This window comes from Snodgrassella sp. M0110, assembly GCF_016101465.1.
GTDB classification, from domain to species: Bacteria; Pseudomonadota; Gammaproteobacteria; order Burkholderiales; family Neisseriaceae; genus Snodgrassella; species Snodgrassella alvi.
On the sequence record NZ_JACFQM010000002.1, the window covers coordinates 228,019 to 243,282 of the forward strand.

General features: G+C 42.0%; 15 protein-coding genes. 8 read left to right on the plus strand and 7 right to left on the minus strand.

Features of this window, described 5'->3' with window-relative positions; all coding sequences use genetic code 11:
* Positions 1–21 precede the first annotated feature (21 nt).
* On the plus strand, positions 22–510 hold the full coding sequence (locus H3T84_RS03815; protein WP_025330591.1) for a DUF456 domain-containing protein: 489 nt from the start codon (positions 22–24) through the stop codon (positions 508–510).
* Positions 511–679: 169 nt separating this feature from the next.
* Positions 680–4,090: a transcription-repair coupling factor gene (mfd, locus tag H3T84_RS03820; protein WP_198218104.1), complete on the plus strand. Its 3,411-nt coding sequence runs from the start codon at positions 680–682 to the stop codon at positions 4,088–4,090.
* 168 nt (positions 4,091–4,258) lie between these two features.
* Here mfd and H3T84_RS03825 read toward each other — a convergent pair whose 3' ends face one another.
* From H3T84_RS03825 to glyQ, 6 genes are all read right to left on the minus strand, one after another.
* Positions 4,259–4,957: a M48 family metallopeptidase gene (locus H3T84_RS03825; protein ID WP_198218106.1), complete on the minus strand. Its 699-nt coding sequence runs from the start codon at positions 4,955–4,957 to the stop codon at positions 4,259–4,261.
* 200 nt (positions 4,958–5,157) lie between these two features.
* Positions 5,158–5,919, minus strand: coding sequence for a 1-acyl-sn-glycerol-3-phosphate acyltransferase (locus H3T84_RS03830; RefSeq protein ID WP_084554333.1), 762 nt, complete (start codon positions 5,917–5,919; stop codon positions 5,158–5,160).
* A gap of 6 nt (positions 5,920–5,925) precedes the next feature.
* The gene (gene gmhB / locus H3T84_RS03835; protein WP_025330587.1) at positions 5,926–6,501 is read right to left on the minus strand and encodes a D-glycero-beta-D-manno-heptose 1,7-bisphosphate 7-phosphatase; all 576 of its coding nucleotides are present in this window, start codon (positions 6,499–6,501) and stop codon (positions 5,926–5,928) included.
* A gap of 8 nt (positions 6,502–6,509) precedes the next feature.
* Complete coding sequence (locus tag H3T84_RS03840) at positions 6,510–6,959, minus strand: cell surface protein (RefSeq protein ID WP_180214728.1); 450 nt, start codon at positions 6,957–6,959, stop codon at positions 6,510–6,512.
* Positions 6,960–7,010: 51 nt separating this feature from the next.
* The gene (gene glyS, locus H3T84_RS03845) at positions 7,011–9,074 is read right to left on the minus strand and encodes a glycine--tRNA ligase subunit beta (RefSeq protein ID WP_198218108.1); all 2,064 of its coding nucleotides are present in this window, start codon (positions 9,072–9,074) and stop codon (positions 7,011–7,013) included.
* Positions 9,075–9,097: 23 nt separating this feature from the next.
* A complete protein-coding gene (gene glyQ / locus H3T84_RS03850; protein ID WP_025330584.1) occupies positions 9,098–10,015 on the minus strand; it encodes a glycine--tRNA ligase subunit alpha in 918 nt (305 codons plus the stop codon).
* A gap of 179 nt (positions 10,016–10,194) precedes the next feature.
* Between glyQ and H3T84_RS03855 the strand changes: the two genes are divergently transcribed.
* The 5 genes from H3T84_RS03855 (at position 10,195) to H3T84_RS03875 (ending at position 13,288) form a co-directional block, all read left to right on the plus strand.
* Positions 10,195–10,818 carry a hemolysin III family protein gene (locus tag H3T84_RS03855; protein ID WP_084554337.1) on the plus strand — a complete coding sequence of 208 codons (624 nt, stop codon included), beginning with the start codon at positions 10,195–10,197 and terminating at the stop codon, positions 10,816–10,818.
* A 74-nt stretch (positions 10,819–10,892) separates the two neighbouring features.
* Complete coding sequence (locus H3T84_RS03860) at positions 10,893–11,765, plus strand: MetQ/NlpA family ABC transporter substrate-binding protein (protein ID WP_370524016.1); 873 nt, start codon at positions 10,893–10,895, stop codon at positions 11,763–11,765.
* A gap of 79 nt (positions 11,766–11,844) precedes the next feature.
* Positions 11,845–12,180, plus strand: a complete 336-nt coding sequence (locus tag H3T84_RS03865) for a DUF2288 domain-containing protein (RefSeq protein ID WP_198218112.1) — start codon at positions 11,845–11,847, stop codon at positions 12,178–12,180.
* A 30-nt stretch (positions 12,181–12,210) separates the two neighbouring features.
* Complete coding sequence (locus H3T84_RS03870; protein WP_198218114.1) at positions 12,211–12,699, plus strand: type IV pilin protein; 489 nt, start codon at positions 12,211–12,213, stop codon at positions 12,697–12,699.
* 160 nt (positions 12,700–12,859) lie between these two features.
* Positions 12,860–13,288 carry a hypothetical protein gene (locus H3T84_RS03875; RefSeq protein WP_198218121.1) on the plus strand — a complete coding sequence of 143 codons (429 nt, stop codon included), beginning with the start codon at positions 12,860–12,862 and terminating at the stop codon, positions 13,286–13,288.
* 101 nt (positions 13,289–13,389) lie between these two features.
* Here H3T84_RS03875 and H3T84_RS03880 read toward each other — a convergent pair whose 3' ends face one another.
* Complete coding sequence (locus tag H3T84_RS03880; protein ID WP_198218124.1) at positions 13,390–14,208, minus strand: META and DUF4377 domain-containing protein; 819 nt, start codon at positions 14,206–14,208, stop codon at positions 13,390–13,392.
* A gap of 133 nt (positions 14,209–14,341) precedes the next feature.
* Between H3T84_RS03880 and H3T84_RS03885 the strand changes: the two genes are divergently transcribed.
* Positions 14,342–15,157, plus strand: a complete 816-nt coding sequence (locus H3T84_RS03885; protein ID WP_198218126.1) for a molybdopterin-binding protein — start codon at positions 14,342–14,344, stop codon at positions 15,155–15,157.
* The last annotated feature ends 107 nt before the right edge of the window (positions 15,158–15,264 follow it).

Consider the following 15,264-nt stretch of genomic DNA (forward strand, 5'->3'; position numbering starts at 1 on the left):
TTTATTAAGGACTAATTTGCCATGAATGCAGTATTGGTAATATTGGCTATTGTTTTATTACTCATTGGTTTATTAGGTACATTTATGCCTGCTTTACCTGGTCTGCCTCTCATGTTCGGAGGCGCATGGTTACTGGCATTGAGCAGCAATTATCAGATTATGGGGGCACCCACATTAATTACTTTAGGTATACTGACTTTATTAGGTTGTTTTCTGGATTATATGGCCGGTATGCTGGGTGCTAAACATAGTGGTGCAAGCAGAAGAGCTATCTGGGGTTCTTTTATTGGTGCGATTATTGGCATGTTTTTTGCCTTACCGGGCATGGTATTGGGGCCGCTAATTGGTGCAGCAACCGGTGAATTTATTGCCAGACGGAATCTGGTCGCTGCTGGCAAGGTAGGTTTTGCCACACTGATTGGTCTGGTTGTTGGTGTGGTTGCCAAAATTGGCTGTGCATTTGCCATTCTGATTACTATCGCTGTGATGTATTTGTATTCGCTATATTAATTATTATTATGTAATAATAGCCATAATTTCAGGACTGTGTCTGAAACTGACTTGTTATTCACCCATTCCAAACAATTCTGTTTCAATTGTCTGCTTATCAGGGCTTGTCTTATCATAGCTTGCCCATAAGTACTGGCAATCAATTTCTATTATCTGTAAAACTAAAATTATGCCCGCCGCTGCTTCATTCGCATTGCCTAAAACCAGACAGACTGTAATCTGGTCTGATTTAAATGCTGGTAGTCTGCCATTATTACTTAGCCAGCATTTACCTGAAAAAAAACTGAAAATTATTTTAACTGCAGATGCCGAACAGGCAATCCGTATTCAGGCAGCATGGCAATTTTTTGATCCTGCTGCACGTATCATGTTTTTCCCGGACTGGGAAACTCTGCCCTACGAACATTTTTCTCCTCATCAGGAGCTAGTATCAGAGCGACTAAGTACATTGTGGCAACTAAAAAACGGACTGGTTGACGTTTTATTGTTACCGCTGGCAACAGCCATGCAAAAAATTGCCCCTCCTTCATTTTTGTTGGGACATACTTTCTGGCTGAAAACCGGGCAGGAACTGAATATTGAAGCATTGAAACACAGCCTGGTTGAAGCCGGCTACAACCATGTTTCTCATGTGGTGGCGACCGGAGAATTCGCCATGCGTGGCGGTATTCTCGATATTTTTCCAATGGGCAGTGACACACCGTTTCGTCTGGATTTATTTGACAATGAAATTGATACCATTAAAACATTTGATGCAGACAGCCAGCGTACATTAACCACAGTAGATGAAATTCGTCTGTTACCGGCACATGAATTTCCAACCGACAGTGATGCACAGAAAATATTCCGCAGCCGCTTTCGGGAAGAAATCAATAGCGAAGCCCGAAAAGCAACTGTTTATAATGCAGTATCTGAAGGACATTTCGGGGCGGGTGTTGAATATTACCTGCCTTTATTTTTTGAAGAAGAATGTGTCAGTATCTTTGATTACACTGATGATGAAGCCATTCTGGTTTGTCTGGGTGATATTCATCAAGAATCTGCCCGCATCTGGCAGGATGTCAAACAACGCTACATTCTGGCACAGGGCGATCCGGCCTATCCACCTCTGGCACCAGATTATCTTTATCTTAGTGAAGACCAGTTCGGGGCACGTATTAAATCTTATGCGCGTCTTGTTCCGCAAATCAGTGAAGACACTACTTATACGCTGCCAAGTGTCGCAGTAGACAGACAGGCTGATGATCCGCTGCACACACTGAAAAATTTTCTCCAACAATGGTCAGGACGGGTACTGATTTGCGCAGAAAGTCTCGGACGCCGGGAAACCATGCTCAATTTTATGCGCCAGTACAGTTTACAGCCAGATATTGTCAATAGCTGGCAGGACTTTCTGAACAGTAATTCCAGCTTGTGCCTGACTATTGCGCCGTTAAGTTACGGTTGCCTGCTGACAGATCAGCAACTGGCCATTATTACTGAGGCTGATTTATACCAGTATGTTATTCGCGGCCGGCGTACAAGACGCAAGCATAGTGCTGTTTCTGACGGCATGTTGCGCGATTTGGCTGAAATTAAAATTGGTGATCCGGTGGTACATGAACAACATGGTATCGGACGCTATCAGGGCTTGATAACCCTGGATTTAGGTGAAGGTGCCTGTGAAATGATGCTACTGGAGTATGCTGAAGGTTCTCAGTTATATGTACCTGTTAGTCAGCTCCAGCTTATTTCCCGCTATGCAGGCAGTGCTCATGATAACATCAGTTTGCATAAACTGGGTCATGGAGCATGGGATAAAGCACGACATAAAGCCGCGGAAAAAGCCAGAGATACAGCTGCTGAATTATTAAATCTATATGCTCAGCGTGAAGCTCAGCAAGGCCACCGCTTTAGTCTGAATGAAATGGATTATCAGGCTTTTGCCAATGGCTTTGGCTATGAAGAAACCGAAGATCAGGCTGCGGCAATCGCTGCGACCATAAAAGATTTATGTGCTGAAAAGCCCATGGACAGACTGATTTGCGGAGATGTCGGCTTTGGTAAAACTGAGGTTGCGCTACGCGCCGCTTTTGTAGCAGCAATGGCTGGTAAACAGGTGGTAGTACTTGCACCAACTACACTGCTTGTTGAGCAACATGCACAAAATTTTGCTGATCGCTTTGCAGACTTTCCGATCAAAGTTGCCCAGCTTTCCCGCTTTAATACCAGTAAACAAACACAGGCCACACTTGCCGGACTGGCTGACGGCACAGTAGATATTGTGATTGGTACCCATAAACTGGTTCAGCCGGATGTCCATTTTAAAAATCTGGGACTGGTTATTATAGATGAAGAACATCGCTTTGGCGTACGTCAGAAAGAACAGCTTAAACGCCTGCGTGCTAATGTAGATGTGCTTACACTGACCGCAACACCAATTCCGCGTACATTAAGTATGGCACTGGAAGGCCTGCGTGATTTTTCATTGATTACCACAGCTCCAAGCCGCCGGCTGGCTGTAAAAACCTTTGTTCGTCCTTACAGCGATGGTTTAATACGAGAAGCCGTATTACGTGAACTGAAACGTGGCGGACAGGTGTTTTTTCTGCACAATGAAGTTGATACCATTGCTAACACTTATGAAAAATTAACTACTTTATTACCTGAAGCCCGTATCGGTATCGCTCATGGACAACTGCGTGAACGCGAACTGGAACAGATTATGCGGGATTTTCTTCAGCAGCGTTATAACGTGTTACTGTGTTCAACCATTATTGAAACCGGAATTGATATTCCCAATGCCAATACGATTATTATTGAGCGAGCTGATAAATTTGGTCTTGCCCAGTTGCATCAGCTGCGTGGCCGTGTAGGCCGCTCTCATCATCAGGCATATGCATATCTACTGATACCGGATGCAATGACCAAAGATGCACAGAAACGTCTGGAAGCCATAGAAATGGCTGATGATCTGGGAGCCGGATTTACATTAGCCATGCAGGATTTAGAAATCCGTGGTGCCGGCGAAATTTTGGGTGAAGGACAGTCTGGTGAAATGATTCAGGTCGGATTTACTTTATATACCGAAATGCTCAAGCAGGCCGTGCGCAATTTGAAGAAAGGCAGAGAGCCGGATCTGGATGCCCCGCTGGGTATTACCAGTGACATTAAATTGCATAGCCCTGCTCTGCTGCCGGAAAGTTATTGCCCGGATATTCATGCCAGACTGGTGTTGTATAAACGCCTGGCCAGCTGTGAAACGGAAGCAGAGATAGACCAGATACACGAAGAACTGATCGACCGTTTCGGACTTCCTGAACCGGCCGTCTCCACGCTGATTGCCAGCCATCATTTACGCATTGAAGCTGCCAGCTTAGGCATAGACACAATTGACGCCAGTAGTGAAGCCATTACTTTTACTTTTGGCAAACATCATCGCATTAATCCCGCAACTATTGTTGCCATTATGCAAAGTGATAAAAACTACCGTCTGATTGGAGCAGATAAACTCAGAGTTAGCATTGGTATTGAAGACGTTATGCAACGTGTCCAGATTATTAAAAATATTATGAAACAACTTGCGGTTGATGCCGGCTAAACTTAAAAATAACAGGTAAGCATTTTTAACTGACAGCCGGAAATAAAAATCAGCATTTCAAGCTGAATAACAAAAAGCAGTCATACGATGAAAAAAGTATGGCTGCTTTTTATGTTGGTATCAGTATTAAAAACAGCCGGAATTTACCAAATTTTCCAGAGTGATACTTTAGCTGAATTTATCCAGAGCAAACAGCTCATTAGCATATTTTTTCAGCCACTTACGAGCATTATCAGCATCAGCACAGTATTCTGCAACCATTGCCCAGAAAGCTTTACCATGATTGGCATGGCGAAAGTGACACAACTCATGAATACAGACATAATCCACCACGTCAGCAGGTGCGCCAATTAATCTCCAGTTCAGACGGATTCCACTACGCCGGCGATATACTCCCCAAAAAGTTCGAGCCTGACTTAATGTCATTGCCATTGGCTGCAACTGCATTACATTTGCCCAATATTGTAAGCGTAGCAACAATTCCTTTTTGGCACTTTGTTTTAACCATGTTTTTAAAAGTACATAGGGCGACTGTGAATTTACCAGTGGTACTAAAAAGCCATATTGCTTATGCCATTGCACTCTTGTTAGTACGGATATCTGAGTAAAAGGATATGCCTGACCACGAAACCAGATAAATTCAGGTAATGCTGCCGCTATTTTTTCTGATTGCTGCCACAGTTTTTTAATAGCGATTTCATTAACGTTCAGCCATTCAGACAAAGATTTCATTGATACAAATGGCGGAACGTTAATATCCAGTAAACAACCTGATGCTGGACGTACAATAATATTTTTTTTTGCTGTACGTCGTAATTTCAGCCTGATGGTATCGCCATCTGTAGTTGTGTGAAGAAATTCCGACATGACAACTAATCTGTTAAAAATGTAAATAAATTACTATCTGAGACAAGCAGACACTTCTATTAACCAGCACACCATATCATTCATATCCCGTTTCAGATTCAGCTTTAAAAAAAATTAAATAGGCTATCTGTTTATCTGCTCAGGATTCAGCAAAACACTATTTCACAAATAAAAAAGTATCAATATTCAACTAATATCAATTAGTGCGGCACGAACGGCGTTGGTACTTGCGGATGCTCTGGTGCAAATGGCCCTACCCCCTGAATTTTTACTTGCTCGGATTCTATCCATTGCTCACAGATTCTGATTAATTCTTCCGGATTATGAGCTGACTCATAATGAATCGGTTCACCAATCACTACTGTTACTTTACCCGGATATTTAAAAAAGGAATCTTTAGGCCAGAATTCGCCACTATTTAATGCGACCGGAACCAGATTCATATGTAGTTCCTGTGCCATTCGGGCAGCACCTTTTTTATAATGGCCACGGAAACCCGGCTTAATTCGTGTACCTTCCGGAAAAATACAAATCCACATCCCCTTTTGTTTGCATATTTTCCCCTGACTGATAATCTGGGCATTTGCCGCTTTAGGGTTTTTACGATCAATACCTATTGTGCCGCGCCATTTCAGTGCCCAGCCAAAAACCGGTATACGAAAAAGTTCACGTTTAGCCACAAAGGCGAGATCAGGGAAAAATACCAGCATAGCCAGCGTTTCCCAACCGGATTGGTGTTTACAGCACACAATTCCGGGTTCGCGCGGAATATTTTCCCGGCCGGTTACTTCGTATTTCAATCCGATAATGTGCTCCAGCATCCAGAAAAGAGTTTTTCCCCATACAGTGGTTGTCCATGTAACCCCTTTTGGTACCAGCATGGAAACAATTACTACCACCAGCCAGATTAATGAAAATACACACAAACAAAACCAGTAAATCAAATTACGCAACAACAGCATGTTATATTATTCCTCGGCTGCCTGTTCAGCCAGAGTACGACAATATTTGGCAAAATCCAGCAAATCATCGTACACCTGAGTATCTTCCGGCAATTCTTCCATTTTTAATGTTTCCTTGCCTTTACCGGTTAAAACCAGTACAGGATGACCGCCAATTGCGGCAATTGCCTGCATATCGCGAATACCATCTCCGACAAGCCAGGTATTTTCTGCTTTCATATGCAGACGATCCAGAATATCCAGCAGCAAACCCGGTTCAGGTTTACGACATTTACATTTAGCATTACCGGTATGCGGACAAAACCAAACCCCGCTTAAGCGGCCGCCAGCTTTCTGTATATGAGTATGCATTTTGCTATGTACTTCATTCAGCTGCTGCATACTGACCTGATTACGCCCGATACCAGACATATTTTCCGCCACAACAACGGTATAACCACTTTGAGTCAGAAAGGCAACAGCATCCATACTACCCGGTAAGGGAAGCCACTGATCAGGATCGCTGATGGGCTGCGGTTGCATAACATTCAACACACCATCGCGATCCAGTATGATTAATTTGCCTTTTCCATTCAATGCCATAATTAACCTTATTGCACCGGCTTCAAACTTTGCCGCCACTGAATCAAAGCACTATCAAATACACCATCAAGTAAAGACTGATTTTCATCATTAATTTCTACATGATAAAAACTTTGCAAGGCCGGCGTATTTAATGTTTGCACATAATCTTCCATAAAACGACCATAGCCCTCATCTTCATCTTCATAGTAATAAAGTGAGAACCGTCGTCCTTCATCGTTAAAGTCACTGTCTTCCAGACAACCGGCCATATTATTCAGAACAAATTCAGCTCCGCTCATAACCTGAGCTTTCAGTGCTGCCATATCTTCTTCTGCCGCTTCATCCCATTGCGGATTATATAAACCGCGGCGTACAGCCCATGACCAGTAATAACCCATATGTGTAGCAGCATTAGCCAGTGACAACGCAGGCGGATAATCTTCTTCTGTATGGAATACTATATTATCAAATATCATAATTTAGCTTTCATCCACTATTTAAGAATGAGCAGAGATGTCTGCTATTATTTACTCACTTAATAAGGCAATATCGGCCACAGCATTCATCTGCTGCGATAAACACAGTAACAAAGCCAGACGGTTATTCTTAATAGCTTCATTTTCATCCATTACCATCACATTAGTAAAGAATGCATCCACTTTTTCTTTAATTCCGGCCAGCTCAGTTAATGCCTGAGCAAAATCCTGCCGTTTCAGCACAGCCTGAATTTTTTCTGCAACCTGCTCAGTTGCCTGATAGAGCTGTTTTTCATCCTGCTGCTGCAAAAGATCTGGATTAACAGCGGATAAAGCAGAAATATCTGCTTTTTTCAGTAAATTATGAACACGTTTATTAGCAGCAATCAGTGCAGTAGCTTCATCCAGCTGTTTAAAGCGGGTTACTGCGGCAAGTCTGGCTTCCAGCTCACCCAGATTTTCTACTTTACCGGCCAGTACAGCAGCCACCACATCCTGTGCAAAGGAATTCTGTAACAGAATTGCCAGTCTGGCCTGCATAAACCCGGCCACTTCACTGACAGTATTTTCAGCCAGTCTGCCTGAAGCAAATGTATCAAATGCTGCCTGTAATAATGGCATCAGTGCCAGATTATGCTGCATCAGCATTCGTAAAATACCCAGTGCACTGCGGCGCAACGCATACGGATCTTTATCCCCAGTCGGAATAAGTCCGATACCCCAGATACCAATCAAAGTTTCCAGTTTATCGGCCAGAGCAACCACTGTACCAGTTAAACTGTCCGGTAAAGCATCATTAGCAAAACGCGGCCAGTAATGTTGCTCAATTGCTACAGCAACATCAGCATTTTCACCATCATGCAAAGCATAGTATTTACCCATCGTTCCCTGTAGCTCAGGGAACTCCCCTACCATGTCGGTCAGTAAATCAGCTTTAGCCAGCTCAGCAGCACGTACAGCCTTATCTACATCAGCATTAAGTAGCGGTGCAATAGCTTTTGCCAGCTGAGTAATACGCTGAACTCTTTCTGCAACACTACCCAGCTTATTATGATAAACCACGTTTTGCAGACGAGGCAGACGACTTTCAAGAGTCGTTTTCTGATCCTGACGGTAGAAAAATTCGGCATCTGCCAGACGGGCTCGTAATACACGCTCATTTCCATAAATAATATGTATCGGATTTTCTGTTTGCAGATTAGATACCAGCAGGAAACGATTAATTAGTTTGCCATCACTGTTTAACAGTGGAAAATATTTCTGATTTTGCTGCATGGTTAAAATCAGACATTCCTGCGGTACTTGTAAAAAGCGCTCATCAAAACCTGCCTGTAAAACTACCGGCCATTCAACCAATGCTGTAACCTCATCCAGCAAGCCTTCTGCATAGGCTACCTGAGCATGAAGTGCATCAGCCGCTACAGTTAAACCCTGCTCAATACGGGCTCGGCGCTCGGCAAAGCTGGCTACTACTTTACCCTGCTCTAATAATACTTTTTCATAATCTGAAGCATGGTTAAAAATAATTCTGTCTTTACTCAGAAAACGGTGACCTAAAGTCCAGTTCTGGCTGTTTAATCCCAAGACACTGCCAGTAACCGTTTCAGTACCATGCATCATCACCAGTCCATGTACAGGCCGGACAAAAGTAAAGGTACTGCTACCCCAGTGCATCACTTTCGGAATAGGCAGTTTTTTGATAGATTGATTCAATATATCGCTTAACAAGGCATTCAGTGGTAAACCGGCCTGAGTATATTCATAGGCAAATACCATTTGTTTGCCATCATTAATCTGGCTAAGCTGACTGATTTCTACCTGATTACTGCGGGCAAATCCCTGCAAAGCCTTGGTAGGCTCACCATCTTTCATACCCGCTGTTACACTGGGTCCTTTTTTCACAATTTGCTGGTCTGCCTGCACCGCTTTAACATTTTGCACCAGAACACCCAGCCGTCTGGGTGCAGCAAATACCTGATAATCAGCCACACCATTAATCAGCTGTGCTTTTTCCAGACCCTCAACAACTCCGACAGCCAGACTTTCACCCAGATTATTCAGTGCCTTTGGCGGCAACTCTTCAGTACGCAGTTCAATTAATAAAGGAGCATTCATGCAAGTATTACTTTCATTCAGTTTCAGGCAGTCTGATTAGTAGTATTTTTATTCAGTAACGGAAAACCAAGTTTTTCACGGCTTTCAACATATTTTTGTGCAACTGCACGGCTTAAAGCACGAACACGGCCGATATAAGCAGCCCGCTCGGTTACAGAAATAGCGCCGCGTGCATCAAGTAAATTAAACGTATGTCCTGCCTTAAGTACTAATTCATAGGCTGGTAATGCAAGACTGATATCCTCTACAGCCAGCAGACGTTTAGCTTCGGTTTCATAATAATTAAACTGTGCCAGTAACCATTCTGCATTACTGAATTCAAAATTATAAGTAGACTGCTCGACTTCATTCTGATGATATACATCACCATAGGTGACAATCCGGCCGTCATGAGTTTTAGCCCAAACCAGATCATAGACATTTTCAACACCCTGCAGATACATTGCCAGCCGCTCAATACCATAGGTAATTTCACCCAATACAGGCGAACAGTCCATACCGCCTACCTGCTGGAAATAAGTAAACTGAGTCACTTCCATACCATTGAGCCAGACTTCCCAGCCAAGTCCCCAGGCACCCAGAGTCGGATTTTCCCAGTCATCTTCAACAAAACGGATATCATGCTGACAGGGATCTATACCCAGTTCCTGTAAAGATGCCAGATATAACTCCTGAATATTATCAGGAGCAGGCTTCAGAGCGACCTGAAACTGATAATAATGTTGCAGACGATTTGGATTTTCACCATAACGCCCGTCCTTAGGACGACGTGACGGCTGCACATAGGCTGCAAACCATGGTTCCGGCCCCAGTGCACGCAAACAGGTTGCCGGATGGCTGGTACCCGCTCCTACCTCCATATCCAATGGCTGTAACACCACGCAGCCCTGTTTAGCCCAATAGTTTTGTAATGTAAAAATAATTTCCTGAAAAGTCAGCATGACGAGAAATTTCTGATAGTCTGCAAAATTATCTATTTTACTGTGCTTGTAAGCAGTTGAACAGCCATAGACCTGCACGCGGATAAATACCGGCACAATAATAAAAATAAAAAACACTTGCACCTTTAGGGCGCTAGTGAAACGATAGTCATCTCACAAATTACTTTAGCAAGCAAAATATGTATCGCGGTGAACGCTTTAATGCGTACTCTCATTTTATCGGTTTTATTCTTGCCATTACAGGCACCGTATTTTTATTAATTAAATCCGCTATGTACGGAGATGCTTACCGTATTGTCAGCTCAGCCATTTATGGTGCCAGTCTGATATTCTTATATGGTATATCTACACTTTATCATTCAATTTATTCTCATCGGGCCAAAGCGGTGTTACAAAAATTTGATCATTGTGCGATATATCTGTTAATTGCAGGCAGTTATACACCTTTTACCCTTACCACATTACACGGAGGCTGGGGCTGGTCAATTTTTGGCATATCATGGGGACTGGCAATATTTGGTATTATTCAGGAAGTGACTATCGGACGTAAAAGTGAAACCCGTATCCTGTCATTAGTCCTGTATCTGATTATGGGCTGGCTGATTATTGTTGCTATTTATCCGTTGATTCACCGGATGTCTGCACCAGGGCTATTCTGGCTGACTGCCGGCGGTCTTGCATACAGCATCGGCATATACTGGTTTATCAATGATGAAAAAATCCGTCATGGACATGGTATCTGGCATTTATTTGTTTTGTTGGGCAGCCTGGCCCAGTATATATGTGTTTACGCCTATATCTGACTGTAATAGTAAAGAGAAAACAGTATCAATATAGTCAATATCCGTTTCAATTTTTAAAACATAAAAAAGAAAGAATCATAGTGAAAAGTTATCTGAAATTCCTGTTATTAAGTCTGTGTATCCTCACTCTGGCGTCCTGTAGCGGCGAAAAAACCACTCAATCTGCAGCTTCCACTGAACAAAATAAAAAAGAAATTATTATCGGCACCACTGTAGGCGATTTTGCCGATATGGTCAGAGATCAAGTAAAACCAGAACTGGAAAAGCAGGGATATCAGGTACAATTACTCGAATTTACTGATTATGTGCGCCCTAATCTGGCATTAGCAGATAAATCTATTGACATCAATATTTTCCAGCATAAACCCTATCTGGATGATTTTGCCCAATCACGCCACTTAGATATTATGCCGGCATTTCAGGTTCCTACTGGTCCGCTTGGAATATATGCCGGCCGGATGCATGAACTGAGTGCAGTAAAAGAAGGCTCCAGTGTTTCTGTACCCAATGATCCGTCCAATCTGGCACGTGCTCTCGTTATGCTGGACAAGCTAGGCTGGATTACCCTGAAAACCGATATTAATCCTCTTAAAGCTTCACTTGCCGACATAGCCGGTAATAATAAAAACATCAAACTGGTACCATTGGAAGCTGCTCAATTACCTCGTTCGCGTCATGATGTTGATTTTGCAGTGATCAATGGTAATTTTGCGACCAGTTCTGGCTTAAAATTTACATCTGCCCTGTATCTGGAACCCGGCTATACTTATGTTAACTGGTCAGCAATCCGCACTGCTGATAAAGACAGCCAATGGGTAAAAGACATAACAGCCGCATATAATTCAGCTGCATTTAAACAATATGCATTCAAGCGCTTTGCCGGCTATAAATATCCTGAATCATGGGGTATTCAAGCTACTCAACCCGCATCCGCACCTACTAAATAATTAAATCAATTAATCATCAGCAGGCATTCCGTATACGAATTCAAAACGGAATGCTTTTACAAATAATGTTTATCTACCCATGCATTCGAATAATCTTACTTCCAACCTTCCTCTGCCATTAGAACAGAAACTCAATCTGGAAACTGCCCGTATCAACTGGTATGAACTACAAACTCACTTTGCCCGGGGTGTTTGCATATATGTTGCACCAGAACTGGATTTGGTCAATATAGCCCACATGATAGCTACTGATAACTCCGCTGCCATTGCACTTTTGATTCAAGAAGGTAAAATTGGTAAAGTAAGCGATATAATGGCGCAACAATATTATGATTGTAACCAGCCAATGTGGGCAGTAGTTGTTATGCCATATGTGCTGGTACAGCCTGACAATACTATTGTTGAAAACAATTAATCATAAGCATTTTAAAAGAAAGAGAATATAATGCAACGTCAAAATCAGGGGTTTACATTGATTGAAATGATGGTCACTATTACCATTCTTGCCATATTGGCAGCGATTGTCTTCCCATCATACAAAAACTATCAAATAAAAACCCGCGAACAAAATGCCCGTGCCGACCTAATGCAAAATGTTAGCAATCTGGAAAAGTATTATGCTAAAAACTATACATACAGTGGATATTCTGAAGGGCTCAAACAAAATAAAAGCGCAAAATTTTTCACCTTTTCCGGCACATATGAATCTGATAATTATTCCCTGACAGCCACTCCTACTGCAGCAAACAGCGGGGAAGAAAAATCCATTGTTTATGATAGTGTTCGTGGTATGTTATTGTGCTGGGGAGAGAATAATAGTAGTACAGACGCCAATAACAGTAATGCAGACGCCAATAACAGTAATGCAGACGCCAATAACAGTAGTGCAGGCGCCAGTAATCTCAGCCATTGGGCAAACTGTAAACCATTTTAATTTACTTTCACATACAGTTAATGACTGGTGTTTATTGGAGAATATTTTTATCTATTAAATGTACAATTTATACAAATGATTGTTATTTTTTAATATCTATAAGACCAAGCAAGATATCAGATTCAAATCAAAGGATTGATATCTTGCTTAACAAAAATATATGAATACACTTAAATCTGTTTTACTACTTTCTGTTACTTTGATTTTCACAAACTCTGCACTCGCTGCTAGTCATAAAGAAGTTATTAATAATAATGAATTTAATGAAACTGAAAAAATCATAGCCCAGATGTACTATCAGCAACAGCTAATTGAAAAGGAAATCGACAGATTATCCGCTTCAGCTATTCAGAATGATAATCAGGTTAAGCTGTTTAAAAACTGTAAACAGCCGGAGTGCCATCAATATAGGGAAACAACATCCTTCCATCTTGATCCGAATCAGAATTTCACTTATCAGAATCAGATTAGTAAAGACGGACAAAGCAAATCAGTTACCCGTAGAGGTAAAATTACTCAGCGTAATAACAGACAAACTTTAATACTGAATAATGCATACAACGAACCAGATGTTTATTTACAAAAGTAAATTCTCAACTTTCAAAAGTATAGAATATAAAATATCCGATAAATAAAAAGGCAATGAAAAATCATTGCCTTTTTATTTAACTATTATAAAAATATAAAAATCTATTTATATTTACGTTTCGGTGACGTCACCACAGAGCGCTCGATTATCTGATCTAGCTTATAAACATACTGATTATCTGTAGCTGTACCCGTTACATCATCCGGTTTAACTTCATATACATTCAGACGTAATACCTGATTTTCCTGCGGATTAAACTGCCAGCCATCAATCTTGCCGGCAAAATTACGCCACACACCAGTTTTAACCTTAACCCCCTGATCATTGTAGCTAACTTCTCTGACTTTCAAACACTGGGCTGCGCCCTGTGCAGTTTGGCAGGTTTGGGTTTGCGGACTTATTTCCCAAAATACCACAGTAGGCTGACCATACTGAGCAACGGCAGCAGGAAAACCGCGCCAGAGCAAATGTTCCCCGCGCCGGTTTTCAATCCATAATTCTGGCTGCGCATTCTGGTCGTTTTCAGCATTAAGCAGCCCTACATGTAATATCTGACCATTCATAAAAGCCACAACTGCAGAGTCCTGCGCCATAATATCAGGCGCACAGGCTTTCATAGTGCTTACCGGAGCCTGAATTTGCATATCCTGATCATTTAACTGATAGTTAGAACTGATATTATTACAGCCACCGGAAATATTCAGCCGCTGACCGGAAAAATTCAATATCATAGATGAGCCGGCTGCAAAACCTGGTAACGGCTGGCCTTGCCGGTCAGTAGCTTCAGCCAGCTGCCAGTCATAGGCACTTAACTGCGGAACAGTGACGGCACGCATACTTACCTTACGGTCAGATGTATGTGCACAGGCAGCAAGACTGCCGGCAATCAGAGCGGAAACTGCTAATTTTTTGATATTCATAAGTACATCCTTGCTAAAATAACACTACACTTACACATTAAAATAATTCAACACATAAAACAACAGTCATGTTTTATTCGGCAGACAGATATAGCTATCATGCAACAACTGCCGCAAATACAGGAGTATTCTTATGCAATTCGGTATCATTATAATTGGTGATGAAATTCTGAATGGTTCGCGTCAGGACAGCCATTTTGTTTTTTTCAAACAATTATTACAACAACACGGTTTATATATGGCCTGGGCGCAATATTTACCAGATGATCAGGCAGTCATTACCAGACAGCTTATTGAATCATTTAAAGAAAAAATACCTGTTTTTATTACCGGCGGCATAGGTGCCACACCAGACGACCATACTCGCCAGGCCTGTGCAAAGGCATTAAACCTACCGTTAACAGCTCATCCGGAAGCCCTAAAAGCAATTGAAGCTATTTCACTGAAACAGGGAGATACTCTTGACAGCCCTGCACATTTGCAACGGACAAAAATGGCTGAGTTTCCACTGGGCTCAGCATTGATACCTAATCCTTTCAATAACATTGCCGGTTTTTCAATCAATGAGCATTATTTTTTCCCGGGCTTTCCCCAAATGGCACACCCTATGGCGCAGTGGGTACTGAGCCAATATTACCAGCAGAATTTTTTCCGGCAAAAACTGGTAACTAAAGCAGCTCTGGTTGATGGTGTGCCTGAGTCCAAAATTACGCCATTGATGGAAGCAATTGAACACAGCTGGCCTGTGATTAAAACTTTTAGTTTACCCACCATTCGTGATGATTTACCGGCAGAAGAACAAATACATTATTACCGTCTCGAATTCGGTCTGAAAACTCATGGTGAAAATTCTGCTTTTTTGCCAGAAGCCTGGGAATATGTATTACAGGAACTACAAAAACTGGGAGCAACCAATATTATCCCGCTGGATAAAAGCAGTGAGGGCTGAATATAAAGATATGACTGATGGCTTATCTCAGAATAAATCCGATTATTTATAGAAAAATTACCTGTTCAAACGTAAAAAAAAAGTGGTTTAAACTAAATCCATTATAC